The sequence below is a fragment of the Pseudofrankia sp. DC12 genome (genome assembly GCF_000966285.1).
Lineage (GTDB): Bacteria > Actinomycetota > Actinomycetes > Frankiales > Frankiaceae > Pseudofrankia.
In genome coordinates this window covers 5346570-5361290 of record NZ_KQ031391.1, presented here as the reverse complement: position 1 = coordinate 5361290, position 14721 = coordinate 5346570, and the positions used below count along the sequence as shown (strand labels likewise).

Sequence of the window (14721 nt, the reverse complement as noted above, 5' to 3'; positions counted from 1 at the left end):
GGACCACGGATTCGACCGACCAGGAGGACGTGGACATGACGAACGGGGGCGACAAGTGATGTCTGGGCTCACCGATCTGGACGTGCGCCTGCCCGAGCCGGTGCTCGACCACCGGCCGGGCGAACCGGTGCCGGAGGCCGAGTTCATCGAGGCCGCGATGCGCTGGCACTTCGACCCGGCCACCGGCTCGCCGTTCTGGGTGCGGGTGGCCGACCAGCTGGGCTTCGACCCGCGACGCGACGTGCACACCATCGCCGATCTGGCGAAGTTCCCCAACCTGGTGGACCTGCTGCGCGAGATCCCAGCCCATGACCTCATCCCCCGCGGCTACGGCCCGGACCCGGGGATCACCGGGGTTTACGACAGCGGCGGGACCACCGGAGCGCCCAAGCGCGTGGTCTTCCTCGACGACTGGATGAACTGGCTGAACGACTACCTCACGGCCGACATGACCGCTCGTTCCTATCCCACCGGCGTCGACTGGCTGGCGGTCACACCGAGTGGCCCGCACATGTTCGGCGCCTTCCTCGAACGGGCCGTCCGCCGGGTCGGAAGGATGAGGTTCACCATTGACCTCGACCCCCGCTGGGTGAAGCGCTCCATCGCCGAGGGCCGGGCCGACGAGGCCGACCGCTACGCCGAGCACCTCATCGACCAGGCCCGGCACGTGCTCACGACGCAGGACATCCGGGTCATGGTCATCACGCCGCCGCTGCTGGAGCGCCTGGCCCGCCGCGAGGAGCTGGTGGATCTCGTCAACGCCAAGGTGCGGATCATCGAATGGGGCGGCGCGCACCTCGACGCCGACAGCCGCTACCTGTACATGACCGAGATCTTCCCCGACGTCGCGCTCTACGGCCGCTACGGCAGCACGATGATCCTCGGCGCCGCGGTCGAGCGCCTCGGGATCACGGCGCAGGACCGGTGTGTGTTCGACCCGCCGACGCCCTACATCACCTTCTCGGTGATCGACCCGGAAACCGGCCGGCCGGTCGAGTACGGCGCCCGCGGACAGGTAGTGATGAGCCACGTCAGCCGGTCCGCGTTGCTGCCGAACAACCTGGAGCGCGACGAGGCCACCCGCGTCGAGCCCGTGCCGGGGTCCATCCAGATCGGCGACTCGGTCGCCGACGTCGCGCCGCTGCAGGAGTTCGGCGGCGGGACCGTCATCGAGGGGGTGTACTGATGCCCGCCGCCGGGCTGTTCCAGCTGGACGCGCTCGGGCCAAACGGGCCCTTCCGGTCCAGGGAGCCACTGGCGATCAACGACGTGGCCGGGACGCCGGTCGCCGAGCTGAGCCTGGTGCCGAGGGTGTTCGTCCACCGGGCCATGGCCGCCCTGCGACGGGCGACGACGATGCCGTACGAGGAGCGGCTGGCTGCGCTCACCCGCGCGGCCGAGGCGTTCGAGCGGGGAACCCCGGCCGGGCTCGCGACCGAGGACTACGCGCGGCTGGTCAGCCGGATCTGCGGGATGCCGATCGCCGTCGTGCGCGAGGCCGCGAAACAGATCGCGCGCAGCCTCGCCGGAGCCGGCCCGGATGCCGACTGCGCCCGGCCGACCGCCGCCGTCGAGAGCTGGCGGGATCCGGCGACCAGGTACGGGCGGGCCGTCTGGACCCGGCGCGGCGACGTGTTCGGGGTGCACGCCGCCGGCAACCACCCCGGCGTGCACGCGCTGTGGCCGGAGGCGCTGGCTCTCGGGTACCGGGTCGCGGTCCGGCCATCGCGCCGCGAGCCGTTGACCCCGTTCCGCCTGGTCAGCGCGCTGCGCGACGCGGGCTTCGGCGCCGACCAGGTGGTGCTGCTGCCGACCGACCACGCCGTGGCCGACGACATCCTGCGTGAGGCCGACCTCTCGATGGCCTACGGCGGTGACGACGTCGTCCGCAAGTACGCCGCCGACAGCTCGGTCCTGCCGCAGGGCCCGGGCCGTTCGAAGATCCTCGTCTCGGGCGGCGACTGGCGCCCCCACCTCGACATGATCGCCGACTCGGTCGCCGCCGGGGGTGGCACGGCGTGCGTGAACGCGACCGCTGTCTTCGTCGACGGCGACCCGACGCCCCTGGCCGAGGCCCTCGCCGAACGACTCGGCGCGCTGCCGACCCTGCCCTCGACGGACGAGCGGGCGGTGCTGCCCATCCAGCCGATAGCCCAGGCCCGGGCCATCGAGAAGTACCTGCTCGACCACGCGGGCGACGCCACCCCACGCCTCGGCGGTGACGGGATCGTCGACCCGCTGCCCGACGGTGGCGCCGCCCTGCGGCCGGCCGTCTTCCAGGTCGACCGCTCCGATTCCCCGCAAACCGGCATCGAGCTGGGCTTCCCGTGCGTCTGGGTGGCCCCCTGGTCGGCGGCCGACGGGGTCGGGCCCCTGCGGGAAAGCCTGGTGCTCACCGCGCTCACCGACGACGCCGAGCTGGTCGACCGCCTGGTGGACGACCCGACGATCAGCAACGTCTACCTCGGGGACACCCCGACCTACTGGATGCGCCCCGACGTCCCGCACGACGCCTACCTCGGCGAGTTCCTCATGCGCACCAAGGCCGTAGCCCGCCCCTGACCGCCCGCCGCGCCGCCTGCCTGGGCCCACCTGCCTGTCATGATCGCCGGGGCCCGCCTACCGGGCCAGCCTGCCGAGCATGATCGCCGTTTCGGCCCCGGGGTGGTCGTGGAAACAGCCTCGTCACGACCACCACAGGGCCAAAACCCCGATCAAGGTCCCGCGAGAGCACCGGAGCCGCCGGACCGCGGCCCCGGGACGTCCCGGCTCAGCCGGCCGAGTAGCGATCACGTCACGCCTCCGCACCGCTGTGGCCGAACAGCAACTCCACCCGGGCGCCGCGCTGGCCGGGAGCCCCGAGATCGCTACAGACTCTCCGCGGGCCGGCGAAGACCGGATGCCCTGCCGGTCTGGCGGACTAGCCCGCGGAGCCGATGCTCGGTCGCGCTCGGGGTTAGCCTCTGATGGGGTACCTGGGAGGTACTAGAGGCACCCGCGAGCCCAGCGTTCGCATGGAAGGAGCGGACCGGCGATGATCGAGCCGACGCCCCGCCAGGTTACGGTCAAGATCTCCCCGGAAGGGGACAAACTGATCACCAGCGGGGCGCACTACCTGCACATGAGCAAGAAGGATCTCGTCGAGGCGGCGGTCGCCTTCTACCTGGACGCCCGCCGCGAGGAGATGCAGTCCGGGATGCGCGAGCTGCTGACCGAGCTCGACGGTAGCCGCGCGTCGCGGATAGCACTGCTCGCAGGGATGACCCGTGCTGAACTCGACGCCGTCGGCGGCGTCGAAGAGGACGGCTGACGGTGGCCGGACGGGCCCGCCCCACGCTGCGCTGCCTGCGAGAGGATCTCGACTACGCATGCTCCAGCGGGCAGTGGCCCCCGAAGAACAGACCTGGTCCAACATCATGGACCCAGCCGAGGCCGCCAAGTTTCTCGACCAGTAATCACGACCTTCTTGTCGTGGCGACCCACCCTTCGCCTAGACGCCCGCGCGCTCAGAGCGGTCGGCCGCAGGGTGGGGCGGGACTGGGTCGTTCATCCTGTGGCCGACCCGAGGCGCCTGATGATCTTGTCGAGGTTCTGCAGCTCGGCGGTTGCGGCGGAGCCGTGCACGGTGGCCAGGGTGTGACGAAGATCGGTAAAGGCGGCGAGCGCCGCCTTGGTCTGGCCGGTGGCGGCGAGCATGAAGGCGGCAGTGCGGCGAGCCTGCAGGAGGCGCAGCGGATCTTCCTTCGCGGTGTCGGCATTGTCGAGGTAGGCGCCTAGTCGGTTGAGGGCCTTCGCTGGCTCGCCGGTCCGGGCGTAGGCGAGTCCGGCGTAGTACGCGCAGCCGAGCACCCACTGATGACTGGGATCAAGGCCGTAGTGCAGGCACTCGGCGCGAACGGTGTCGTTGAGGGCGGCGGCCCGAGTGAACTTCTCCGCGAGATAAAGCGTCTCGGCGAGGACCCGACGCAGTTCGAGCCCGCGGGCAGGATCCCGGGCGCCGCGCGCGACTGCCGCCCCGAGCAGGTCGATGGCCTCTGCCGGGCGGTCGGCATCGACGAGCGACTCGACCTGAACGAGGTCCGCGTCGACCTCGTCGTCTGACAGGCGCGTGGCAACGATCGCCGGGGCGTTCCCACCTGTGGGGAAGCCGAACGGGCGGTCGGCGTCGCGCCACGCCAGGTCAGCTGGTTGGCCCGCATTCAATCGACGCGGTGCGACGCCCACACCGCTGGAAGGCGAGGCGAAGCTGCCGGCCGCGATCAGTAGTGGGCTCCGGAACGGTCGGGTGGGATCGAGGTCGTCAGCGGTGGCGCTGTCGAGTTCGTTGCTCGCTTCGCGGTCGGCCGGCTGACCGGACGCCCAGGGCGCAAGGACCTGGTATACGGCCTCCGCCGTGGGCCGATCGCGGAAGTCCTTGGCGAGCATGGCGCCGACGAGCGCGGCGAGCGGCGCGGGCACCTCGGGCCGCAGCGCGGTGACCGGCGGCGGTGCCGCCTGCACGTGCAGGGAGCGCAGCGACTCACCGCTTCCGGTGACGTAGAAGACCCGGTCACCGGTGAGCAGACCGAACAGCAGGCAGCCGAGCGAGTAGATGTCCGACGCCGCGGTGATGACGCTGCCGAGGTGCTGCTCGGGCGACATGTAGTCCGGGGTGCCGACCGTGTGATCGACTTGCGTCAGCCGCGGCGGAGCGTCGGCGCCGCGCAGGATGGCGATGCCGAAGTCGAGAACCTTCACGAAGCCGCCGGGCACGAGAACGAGGTTCGCCGGCTTGATGTCCCGGTGGACGACATCGACGGCGTGAACGCTGGCCAGCACCGCCGCGACCTGGGCGGCGATACCCGCGGCATGGGAAATACCGAGCGGCGCGTCCTCATAGTCGGTGCTGTCGATGAGCGTCTCGACAGTGGACCCGCGCAGCAGCTGCATGACGAGCCACACCCGGCGCCTGCCGTCCGGGAACGTGTCGACGCCGGTGTCGAAGACAGCCGGGATGCCTGGATGCTCCAGGCTGGCGGTTGTCCGGATCTCCCGGAGAAACCGCTTCTGGCTGATTCCCTGCTGCTCGTCGAACACCGCGCGTTCCGGGCTGCCCGGCCGGCCGGGCGGGTCACCGGGTGGCCTGAGCAGCTTGATGGCGACGGGGCGGTCGAGCCGCTCGTCGTAGCCGTAGAAGACCTCGCTCATACCGCCGCGGCCAAGCAGGCCGTCTATGCGGTACCGGCCGGCGAGCCGAGTCCGCTCGTCGGTCGAGCCCGCGCTGTTCGTCGTGTACGGGTCAGTCACGCCTCACCCTGCCGAGGTGTCGCAGCCGCTGTCGGCCCCACCGCGCCGAACTTGCCATGAGTTGTCCTGCATGGGAAGGGACATCGTGAAGAACGCCGCCCCAGGTGCCCTTCGAGGCTGGTGAGTCACGGCGTCGATCACCGACCAGGGACGGTCACTCGACGCAGAGGTAACGTTGACGCTGTGGAGACCCAGCCCTACCAGCCACTGAGCCTGGCCCGCCTCGGCCGGCTACTGGCCACAGCCGACGACAGCCGGCGTTGGCGCTTGGTCGCCGAGTTCCTGGAGGACTACCGCTGGGAGCCTGCCGAGGCTCGCCAGACGCTGCTCGCGGAGGAACCCGCACCCTCTGGTGACACCCGGTGGGATGTTTTCCTTGCGGCGCTGGCCGAGCACCTCGCGGCCCGTGATGATCAGGGAGCGCCCGACTGGGCAGACCAGCGGTCTCTGCACCAGTTCTGGTTTCCGTTCAACACACCTGCCGCCCGGGTCGACGCCTTTGTGCACGCACCTGCGGCCTTCCGTCGGCGGGGCGTATTTGTCGCGCCCGAGGAACTCCAGGTCGCGTGATCGACTCCGATCCGCTTCTTGATCGGGCGGCGATCGAGGATGCCTTTCGCCGCCTCGGCGAACGCCTCGCCCGCCGCGGCGTCGTGGCCGACCTCTATGTCTTCGGCGGCGCGGCGATGGCTCTCGCCCATGACGCCCGGCGATCCACCCGTGACATCGACGCCGTCTTCCACCCACATGGCATCGTGATCGACGAAGCCCGAGGGGTCGCCGACGAGCTCGGCCTCCCCCACTGGTGGCTCAAGGAGCAGGCAAGTACCTATGTCGCCGGGGAGGCGACCCGGCGCACGTAGGATCTTCGACCATCCCGGCCTTCGGGTATCCGCTGCCTCGCCCGAACATCTGCTCGCCATGAAGGTTCTCGCCGCCCGTCGCCGTGACGCCGACGACATCCGGCTGTTGGTCAAGCACCTCGGTCTCACCACGACCGATGAGATCCTCACGCTCTGCGCAGGCATCTTCCCCGACGAAGACGTACCCCCGCGCGCACGTCTGGTCATCGAGGACGTCCTCACCGATCGCTGACAATCAGCCTGATGCACCGGATTCTGTCGGTGCTGCTGGACGGTGTCCGTCAGGTCGTCTCGCGGAGCATTTCGGTGCGCAGGCGGGCGAGGGCCTCGTCACGGGCTGGGTCGGTGATGATCCGGTAGGCACGGGTGCGGGCGGCCTCCTTGAAGGCCTGCTGGAACTCGGCATTGTCGAAGTAGAGCTTCATGAACTCGTTGTTCCGCTCGGCATTGACGGCGACGATGTCGTCGAGGCGGTCGTCGGCGACCTGGCCGAAGCGCGCCTCGTCGTTCATCAGCGCGACCTGCTGCATCCGGGTGTCCTCGACCAGGCCGGCGACCTGCTGGAAGAGCAGGATCTGGTCGGACGTGCCCAGGTCAAGGCCGAAGCGGTCGTTCAGGTTGTTGATGACGTCGGCGAGCCGTGCCATCTCCGGCTCCACGTAGCCGCCGCCGTCGGCCGCGTGGCCGCGGACGACCTGGTCGCCGGACGCCGCGAGCGACACGTCGTGATGGCCAGTGAATTCCAGCCGGTAGTGGGTCAGGTCCGCGTCACCGATGTCGACGGCCGCCGCTGCCCGGCCGGGCAGGCGCCGGAGCAGGATCCGGCCGTACTGGTAGAGCCGCTCCAGCGTGGCGTCGCCCCAGTCGAGGATCTGCGCGAGCAGGCTGTAGGCCCGGCAGTACTTCTGCAGCGCGTCGCGGAACTCCTCCCGCTCCGCAGGCGTCTCCAGCGCGTTGAACCGGTCGATCGCCGGGTCGAGGAGCCGGTGCAACTCGGCGTGCAGCTTGCGCTCGGCCGCGCCGGGCATCCGGTCCGGTCCGGCCGCCGAGAGCACTCGCATGAACGCCTCCATTTCGGAGACGTCCAGGATCTGATAGCCCATGACCTCGGTCTGCTTCGCGTAGAGCAGGTTCGCGTCGGCCTGCTCGCTGAGCGAGGTGTTGAACCAGGGCTTGAACGACACCGCGATGTCCTCGGCGTCGTTGACGAAGTCGACGATCCGGACGTCGTCCTGGCTCTTGAGCGGGTGCGTCCGGTTCAGCCGCGACAGCGTCTGGACCGCGGCCACGCCGGTCAGCGGCTTGTCGACGTACATGGCGCACAGCAGCGGCTGGTCGAAGCCGGTCTGGTACTTGTCCGCGACGACGAGAATCCGGTACTCGTCCTGGTTGCGCGCCGCCGCGTCCGGGTCGTCGGCCTTCGTGTAGGCGAACTTCTTGGGCAGCTGCCCTTCCGGAAACCCATTGATCTTCGACTCGGTGAACTCGAGTTTGCTTTCCTCGTCAGTGAGCTTCCCGGAGAACGCGACCAGCGGGCGGCAGTTCGTGAGGCCAGCGTCGTCGACATACCGGCGGATCGCCTGGTAGAGGTTGAGGGCCTGCTGACGGCCGTCGGTGACGACCATAGCTTTCGCCCGGCCTCCCAGCCGGCCGGTGATGTTCTTCTGGAAGTCCTCGACGATCAGCTTCGCCTTCTGCGCCGCCGACGCTGGATGCGCTTCGACCAGCTGGACGAGCTTGCGCCGCGCCTTCTTCTTCTCGACCTCCGGGTTGGAGAGCTCCGAGTCCTGCTGCTCGACCGCTGCGCTGCTCAGGCGCCACATCGCCTCGTAGGTCAGGTAGTTCTCCAGCACGTCGAGGATGTAGCCCTCGTCGATCGCCTGCTGCATCGAGTACACGTGGAAGGGCGCGAGCAGCGGTTCGCCGGCCGGGCCGGGCCGCGCCGGGTCGAGAGTGCCGAACAGCTTCAAGGTCGCCGACGTCGGGGTCGCGGTGAAGGCAAAGTAGGACAGGTTGGGCTGCTTGCCGCGGACCCGAGTCTGATAGGTCGCTTCGTCCTCGTCGGGCTCGCGGTCCGACCGCACGCCGATCGCCTGCTTGAGCTTCGCCGCCTGCTCACCGGTCTGCGAGGTGTGCGCCTCGTCGATGATCACGGCATAGCGCTTGGCGCGCAGACCCAGGCCGGCGACCTTGTCGAGGATGAACGGGTACTTCTCCAGCGTCGAGATGATGATCTGCGACGTCGCGTCGGCCAGGGCGGCAGCGAGCTGGGCCGAGTCCTCGTCGATCTTCTTGACGACGCCCGGCGTGTGGTCGAACTGGTAGATCGTGTCCTGCAGCTGCCGGTCGAGCACGACGCGGTCGGTGATGACGACGACCTTGTCGAACACCTTCTGGTTCTTCTCGTCGAACAGGGTCGACAGGCGGTGCGCGAGCCAGGCGATCGTGTTCGACTTGCCCGAGCCGGCAGAGTGCTGGACCAGATAGTTCTGGCCGGCGCCATTCTCCCGGGCGTGGCCAACCATCTTCTGGACGGCGTGCCACTGGTGGTAGCGAGGGAAGATCCGTGGCAGGTCGTGGACACTGACCTTCGTGCCCTTCGTCGCGGGCACCTCGACGTGCACGAACCGCTGCAGCATCTCCAGCCAGTTATGCCGGCTCCAGACCTGCTCCCACAGGTACGCGACGCGGTACGAGCCCTCCGGCGCCTGCGGGTTGCCGGCCGCACCCGACTCCCCCGGGCCGTTCGAGCCGACGTTGAACGGCAGGAACCGGGTATTCGCGCCCTTCAGCCGCGTCGCGACGAACGCCCGGTCGGGGTCGACGGCGAAGTGCACCAGGGCACGCTTCGCGAAAAACAGCTCCGCCGGATCCCGTTTCCGGTACTGGGTAATCGCGTCCTCAGCGGACTTCCCAGTCATCCCGTTCTTCAGCTCGACGGACGCCACCGGCAGACCGTTGACGAAGAACGCCAGATCCACCGACTCCTGCGGATTCTTCGCACTGAAACGCAGCTGCCGGGCGACCGTCAGGACGTTGGCCTCGTACTCCTTGAGCGCATCGACGGCGAGCGTGTGCCCAGGCCGGAAGTACGCCAGGTCGATCTGGACCCCCCGGTCCCGCACCCCCTGCCGCAGCACGTCCAGCACCCCACGGGCGTCGATCTCGGACGCCACCCGCTGCGAGAACTGTCGATGCGCCACCACCTTGTCGCCGTAGAGTTCGACAAGGCGATCCCAGCTCTTCTGCTGCGTGGCCCCGATGAACCGGAGCAGATCGGCAGTGTCGAGCCCCAACCCGGCGTCGAATCCGACCGTTGGTTGGCCACGCTCCCATCCTCGGTGGAGTAGTTCCTCCTTCACCCGGTCCTCAAATGCGCGCTCGGTGTGCTCCCCTGGCGTCATGCGGCAGCCCCATCTGTTGACCCGAGCCCTCGCGCAGTCGTCGGATCGATCTGCCCGGTCACGGCGGCCGTGATCAAGCCCTGCCTGCGCTCGGAAAGAAGCCCGAGCTGGTCCGAGAGCCTGCTGTCGAGGTGACGTACGACTTCGATTTTGCTCACAACATCGTCGACGAGCTTCCGCTGTTCCGGAATACCGGGTAGGGGAATACGGAAGTCCCGGATCTTGCTGCTACTGGTCGATGCCAGGTTCGTTGTCTTGTTTCCAGTGCTCTCGAAATAACTCCGCGCTGCGGACGCGCGAGTGAGGACTGCGAGGTAGTCGGGATAGAGCACTCTAAGATCCGGTCGCACCGCAAAGACGTGATTCTGGTGCAAGCATTCGGGAATCTGTGCGCGCCAGACGGTTCCCCGGCCCAGTTTGTCGAGGTCCCCGCCCTCGGTCATCAGGACGTCGCCGTCGCGGAGCAGCGAGGTTGCTGCCGTTCGACGAGGGACTGTGATCTCGACGACTTCTTCCAGGTCGACATATCCAACCTGAACATTGGCCACGCGAAGGTAGGGCAAGGTCACGGTGTCCCCGTCGATTTGGCGGCCACTGTCGACGGTCACCCCCGTCTGTACTGCGGCAAGGTAGCCGAGCCGTGTCACGGGTGCCGCTCCGAGGCCGGCAAACGCGTCGTCGATCAAGACGATTTCCAGTTCGCCGAGCAACTCACTTTGCCGTGTTCTAGACTGAACAAGTCGATCAATCTGGGCGATCTCGGCGTCGAGGAAGTCGGCGATGCGGCGCTGCTCGTCGAGTGACGGAAGATCGACCACCCAGTTGCGAATCAGATCATCAGGGACACGCTTCTGTCCGGCGACACCATACATCTCGGCCGCACCGAATTTGAGGAAGTCGTAGGAATGGAAGGTGTATAGAAGGTATCGGGCATCCACTTCCGGGCCAGGCCGAACCACGTGCAGCTCGGTCGTTCCGGTGCCTACTTGGCTGGGAATGTCCGGGATCAGGATTGACCGACTCGCCTCAAAGGTCGGAGTGATCTTGGGGACGACCACATCACCTGACTGAAACCGGGTGTAGCCCGTGGAGACCGCCGATCGCTGTCGGACCTGACTGAGGTCCAGACGAGCACCTGGCCAGACGTTCTCCATCGGCAGAAACGTCACCTCGGCGTCGTCCGCGAGACGGTCGAACCGCGGGCTTGGCGGGTTTACCTGGGCGACGTGACGCAGGCGCGTCCTCACGCCGTCACCTCGCCAAGGAGCTTTTGAATCTGGGTTTCGAGGTCCCGCAATTCCGCGTCGATCTCGGCCAGGGGTCTGGGCGGGGTATACACGTAAAAGTGCCTGGTGAAGGGGATCTCGTAGCCGACCTTGGTCTTGTCGTGGTCGATCCAGGCGTCGGGGACGTGCGGAATGACCTCCCGGGCGAAGTAGGTCTCGATGTCCTCGTCGAGGGGGACGTTCTCGAAGTCGCGCAGGTCCGGGTCCGACAACGGGCTGCCGTCCTTGTCGCGCTGGACCTCCCCTTCGGGGTCGGAGACCGCGACCACGCCCCAGAACGCCTTGAGGTGAGCCGCGGTGCCGGGAAGGCTCGCTCCCCCGGCCATAGCGGCGGCGATCAGACCGGCCGTCGCCTCGCTCTTCGTCCACCAGACGGAGCCGATCGCGTCGTGCAGCGCCTCGGCCAGCTTCTCCCGGCCGTCCCACTTGGCCAGCGCCTTCGCTTCAGCCAACGCGAGCAGCGTGTCCTCCGTAACTTCAAAGCGCTGCTTCAGCGGGCGTTCGACGGTGATCCGGTGGTAGCCGAAGTCGCGCGTCCCGAAGATCTTCACCTTGCCGTGGTCCGGATGCGCCGGGTCGGCGGCGACCTCCAGCGCCCGGACGTACAGCTTGGTGACGTGCTCGATCTGGGGGTCGGAGATCTGCTTGCGCTTGTCGCCGAGGGACTTGGGCATCTTCTCCCACTGGTCGCGGGCGTCGAGCAGGATCACCTTGCCGGCGAGCTTGGCGGGCTTGCGGTTCGAGAGGATCCAGAAGTAGGTGGAGATCCCGGTGTTGTAGAAGAGCTGGTCGGGCAGGGCGACGATGCCCTCCAGCCAGTCGCGCTCCAGGATCCACTGGCGGATCCTCGACTCGCCGGACTCGGCCGCCCCGGTGAACAGCGGCGAGCCGTTGAAGACGATCGCGAGCCGTGCTCCCTTGTCCTCGACCTTCTCCATCTTCGAGATCATGTGTTCCAAGAACAGGAACGACCCGTCGTTGATCCGCGGCAGGCCGGCGCCGAACCGGCCGGCAAACCCGAGTTCGGCCTCCTGCTCGACGTCGTCCTTGACCTTCTTCCACTCGACGCCGAACGGTGGGTTGGCAAGCATGTAGTCGAACCGGCGGCCCGGGAACCGGTCCTCGCTGAACGAGTTGCCGAGCTTGACGTCGCCACGCTGGCCGCGCAGCAGCATCTCCGACTGGCAGATCGCCCACGACTCGGGGTTCAGTTCCTGGCCGAACAGGTAGACCTGCGCCTCGGGGTTCAGCGCCCTGATGTGGTCCGCGGCCTCGGTCAGCATGCCGCCGGTCCCGCAGGCCGGGTCGAGGATATTGATCACCTGGCCGGGCCCGGCGACGACGTCCGCGTCCAGCGCCACCAGCAGGTTGACCATCAGCTTGATGACCTCGCGGGGCGTGAAGTGCTCACCGGCGGTCTCGTTCGAGTCCTCCGCGAACTTGCGGATCAGGTGCTCGAACACGTAGCCCATGTCGTGGCTGGAGAGTCCGCCAAGGTCCATGGCCGCGAACCGGCCGACGACCTGGAAAAGCAGCCTCGACCCGGCCAGCCTGGCGATCTGGTTGTCCAGGTTGAAGGCGTCCAACACGTCCTGGACGTTCTGAGAGAAGCCGCGGACATAGTCCCGGAGGTTCTTGGCGACCACGGACTGGTTCGTAGCGTCCGAGGCGATCGTGGTGAAGTCCTGCTTCGAGACGTTGTAGAACGGGCGGCCCGCCGCGATCTCCAGCAGGCGCTGCTTGTTCGTCATGGTCAGGGACGCGTCCTTGTCCCGGACTGCCTGGCGGGTGTCGGCCATGACCGCGTCGAGGCGCCGCATCAGCGTGAAGGGAAGGATCACCGCGCCGTATTCGTGCCTCTTGTAGTCGCCGCGCAGGAGATCGGCCACCGCCCAGATGTCGGCGGCCATCTTGGAATGGCTGGGCCCCGGGGAAGTCACAGGTTCTCCTCTGGCGTCGGCGTGGGTCGAGCGGTCAGCCGGTCGGGGGTCAGAATCCCGGCCGTCAGCCCGTGCAGCGTGTGGTCGATCATGGTGGCACTCAGTCTGGCGAGCGTCGCCAGGGTGTCCCGCAGCTCGGAGAGCCGCCCGAACTCGGCACCAAAGCGGCGCTGCCCGTCGATCGCCAGCCGCGGAATCCGGCAGCGACGCAGGTCCTCGCGACCGAGCACCCCGAGCACCTTGTGAATCGGCACGGCGTCCACCTCGGGCCGCAGGAACATGGTCACGAACGCCGGGTCGAGCCGGGCCGGGTCCAGTTCGATGACGTGGCTCGCCATCGCGGCGATGCTCTCGCCACCGGAGGCGACGACAACGCTCGGGGTACGCGGCCAGACGAGGACATCGCCCGCCCGAGGCTCGGTGCCTCGCTGGCGGATGGTCAGCGCCCCGGCGCGTTCCAGCTCGGCCAGGGTTACGAAGGAGAACCCAGCGCCTCCGCCCGCAGCCCCATACCGCGGGAGGCCCGAACCGATCCGCCTGTAGAGCGCCTCGACCTGGCCGGTGAGGCGAGCGAGGTCGTCAGCACTCGGCTCCGCGCGGGTGGTCACATATCTCGATGGCAGCAGGTTCGTCTCACCGTCGAGGAGCCTCAGTCGAGAGACCGACCGGGCCACCGACGGGCCTGGCCGGTGCCGGCCAGCGCCGACGGGCGACGCGGCTGCGAGTTCATACAGCCGCTGCCAGACGGCGAACTGCTGCGGCACCTCGGCCATGTCCGGGACGGCGCTTAGGTCGATCATGACGATGGGATGGCCGTCGGACTCACCGTGCTGCCGGCGCAGCACCCAGAGGTAGGCGTCGACGCCGGACGAGCTCATCTTCGGCGGCAACGCGATCACCGCGCGCAACGCGCCTGAGCGGACCATCGCCTCCCTGATCGCCTGCCCGGACGGCGAGACGCAGGTCCGCGGCGAGACGGCCACGATCGCGATGCCGCGCGGGCGCAGGTGGGCGTAGCAGTGCTGCACCCAGGCCAACTCGCCGTCCCGGGGGGCGGGGATGCCGAACTCCCAGCGCCGGTCGAGGGTGAGCTCGTCGGCCGGCCAGTCGGGGCGGTCGAACGGCGGCTCGCACACCACCGCCGCCGCCCGGCCAAGCAGTTCGGTGAACCGGTTGCCGCGCAGCGAGTCGCCGAGCCGGATGTCGTAAGGCCCGGTGAGCGGGTGGCCGCGCAGGTTGAGCGTGGCGCTCTGCGCGAGCCCCTCGTCGAGCTCCTGGCCGAGCAGGCGGACCCGGTTGTCGAACCGGTCCGCGACCGCGAGCAGCAGGGTGCCCTGCGCGCAGGCCGAGTCCAGCACGGCCGGTAGATCGTCTGACGGCGGGAAGGGGCCGTTGCCACTGGCCACGCCGGCCGTCACCGAGGCCGGCAGCAGCGACACGACTACCCGGGCGAGCAGGTCGCCGGACTCGCGGCTGGTCACGGCCTGTTCGGCCACCCCGGACCGCACGGTCCAGCCCCCGGTGGGACCGTCGAGGGCCTCGGTGCCGGTCTCGGTACGGCCGGCCTTGGCCAGCTGCTCCGCGCGACCGGAATTCTCCAGCCAGGTCGCGACGTCAGCCCACCGGAACGTCGGAGTGCTGGGACCACCGCCGACGGGCTGCGGGAAGTCGTCGTAGCGCCGACGCCAGTTCGACACGGCGGCGCGGCCTACGCCGACGCGACGCGCCACAGCGGCAGCCGTCAGCTCCTCCTGCCCGTCGAAGTCCACATGGTCGACCATACCGGCTTGATCGCCCGACGACAAGGCGTGTAAACGCTTCGAGCATCTGTACACACGACACCAGTTCACGGTTGACATCTGTGGCGAAGCGCCCCTAACGTCATGACCGTCGCGGCAGTGCCGCGCTCAGTACAGGCCTTGCACGAGCAGCGCCGCCATCC

11 protein-coding genes are annotated in these 14721 nt (G+C 68.5%); 6 read left to right on the top strand and 5 right to left on the bottom strand.

The window, feature by feature from the left end; genetic code table 11:
• The first annotated feature begins 58 nt into the window (after positions 1 to 58).
• The 3 genes from FRADC12_RS21560 (at position 59) to FRADC12_RS21550 (ending at position 3310) form a co-directional block, all read left to right on the top strand.
• Complete coding sequence (locus FRADC12_RS21560; protein ID WP_045878006.1) at positions 59 to 1186, top strand: phenylacetate--CoA ligase family protein; 1128 nt, start codon at positions 59 to 61, stop codon at positions 1184 to 1186.
• A complete protein-coding gene (locus FRADC12_RS21555; RefSeq protein ID WP_045878005.1) occupies positions 1186 to 2562 on the top strand; it encodes an aldehyde dehydrogenase family protein in 1377 nt (458 codons plus the stop codon). The genes FRADC12_RS21560 and FRADC12_RS21555 overlap by 1 nt, the downstream gene beginning before the upstream one ends.
• A 472-nt stretch (positions 2563 to 3034) precedes the next feature.
• Positions 3035 to 3310 (top strand): hypothetical protein, encoded by a 276-nt coding sequence (locus FRADC12_RS21550; RefSeq protein ID WP_045878004.1) that lies wholly within the window; start codon positions 3035 to 3037, stop codon positions 3308 to 3310.
• A 236-nt stretch (positions 3311 to 3546) separates the two neighbouring features.
• Here FRADC12_RS21550 and FRADC12_RS21545 read toward each other — a convergent pair whose 3' ends face one another.
• On the bottom strand, positions 3547 to 5286 hold the full coding sequence (locus FRADC12_RS21545; RefSeq protein WP_045878003.1) for a serine/threonine-protein kinase: 1740 nt from the start codon (positions 5284 to 5286) through the stop codon (positions 3547 to 3549).
• A 183-nt stretch (positions 5287 to 5469) separates the two neighbouring features.
• Here FRADC12_RS21545 and FRADC12_RS28645 point away from each other — a divergent pair, with 183 nt between their 5' ends.
• From FRADC12_RS28645 to FRADC12_RS31620, 3 genes are read left to right on the top strand one after another with little or no spacing between them, the layout of a single operon-like run.
• Positions 5470 to 5856 carry a hypothetical protein gene (locus FRADC12_RS28645; RefSeq protein WP_052711069.1) on the top strand — a complete coding sequence of 129 codons (387 nt, stop codon included), beginning with the start codon at positions 5470 to 5472 and terminating at the stop codon, positions 5854 to 5856.
• On the top strand, positions 5853 to 6149 hold the full coding sequence (locus FRADC12_RS28640) for a DUF6036 family nucleotidyltransferase (RefSeq protein WP_052711068.1): 297 nt from the start codon (positions 5853 to 5855) through the stop codon (positions 6147 to 6149). Before FRADC12_RS28645 ends, FRADC12_RS28640 begins: the two co-directional genes overlap by 4 nt.
• A 58-nt stretch (positions 6150 to 6207) precedes the next feature.
• Positions 6208 to 6381, top strand: coding sequence for a hypothetical protein (locus FRADC12_RS31620; RefSeq protein WP_157488977.1), 174 nt, complete (start codon positions 6208 to 6210; stop codon positions 6379 to 6381).
• Between the two features lie 49 nt (positions 6382 to 6430).
• Here the strand turns inward: FRADC12_RS31620 and FRADC12_RS21530 are convergent, their stop codons facing one another.
• The 4 genes from FRADC12_RS21530 to FRADC12_RS21515 are packed head-to-tail and all read right to left on the bottom strand — an operon-like array spanning position 6431 to position 14560.
• A complete protein-coding gene (locus FRADC12_RS21530) occupies positions 6431 to 9553 on the bottom strand; it encodes a type I restriction endonuclease subunit R (RefSeq protein ID WP_045878002.1) in 3123 nt (1040 codons plus the stop codon).
• Positions 9550 to 10800 carry a restriction endonuclease subunit S gene (locus tag FRADC12_RS21525; protein ID WP_045878001.1) on the bottom strand — a complete coding sequence of 417 codons (1251 nt, stop codon included), beginning with the start codon at positions 10798 to 10800 and terminating at the stop codon, positions 9550 to 9552. The genes FRADC12_RS21530 and FRADC12_RS21525 overlap by 4 nt, the downstream gene beginning before the upstream one ends.
• A complete protein-coding gene (locus FRADC12_RS21520) occupies positions 10797 to 12779 on the bottom strand; it encodes an HsdM family class I SAM-dependent methyltransferase (RefSeq protein ID WP_232303947.1) in 1983 nt (660 codons plus the stop codon). The genes FRADC12_RS21525 and FRADC12_RS21520 overlap by 4 nt, the downstream gene beginning before the upstream one ends.
• Positions 12776 to 14560, bottom strand: a complete 1785-nt coding sequence (locus FRADC12_RS21515) for an N-6 DNA methylase (protein WP_045877999.1) — start codon at positions 14558 to 14560, stop codon at positions 12776 to 12778. The genes FRADC12_RS21520 and FRADC12_RS21515 overlap by 4 nt, the downstream gene beginning before the upstream one ends.
• Positions 14561 to 14721 lie beyond the last annotated feature (161 nt).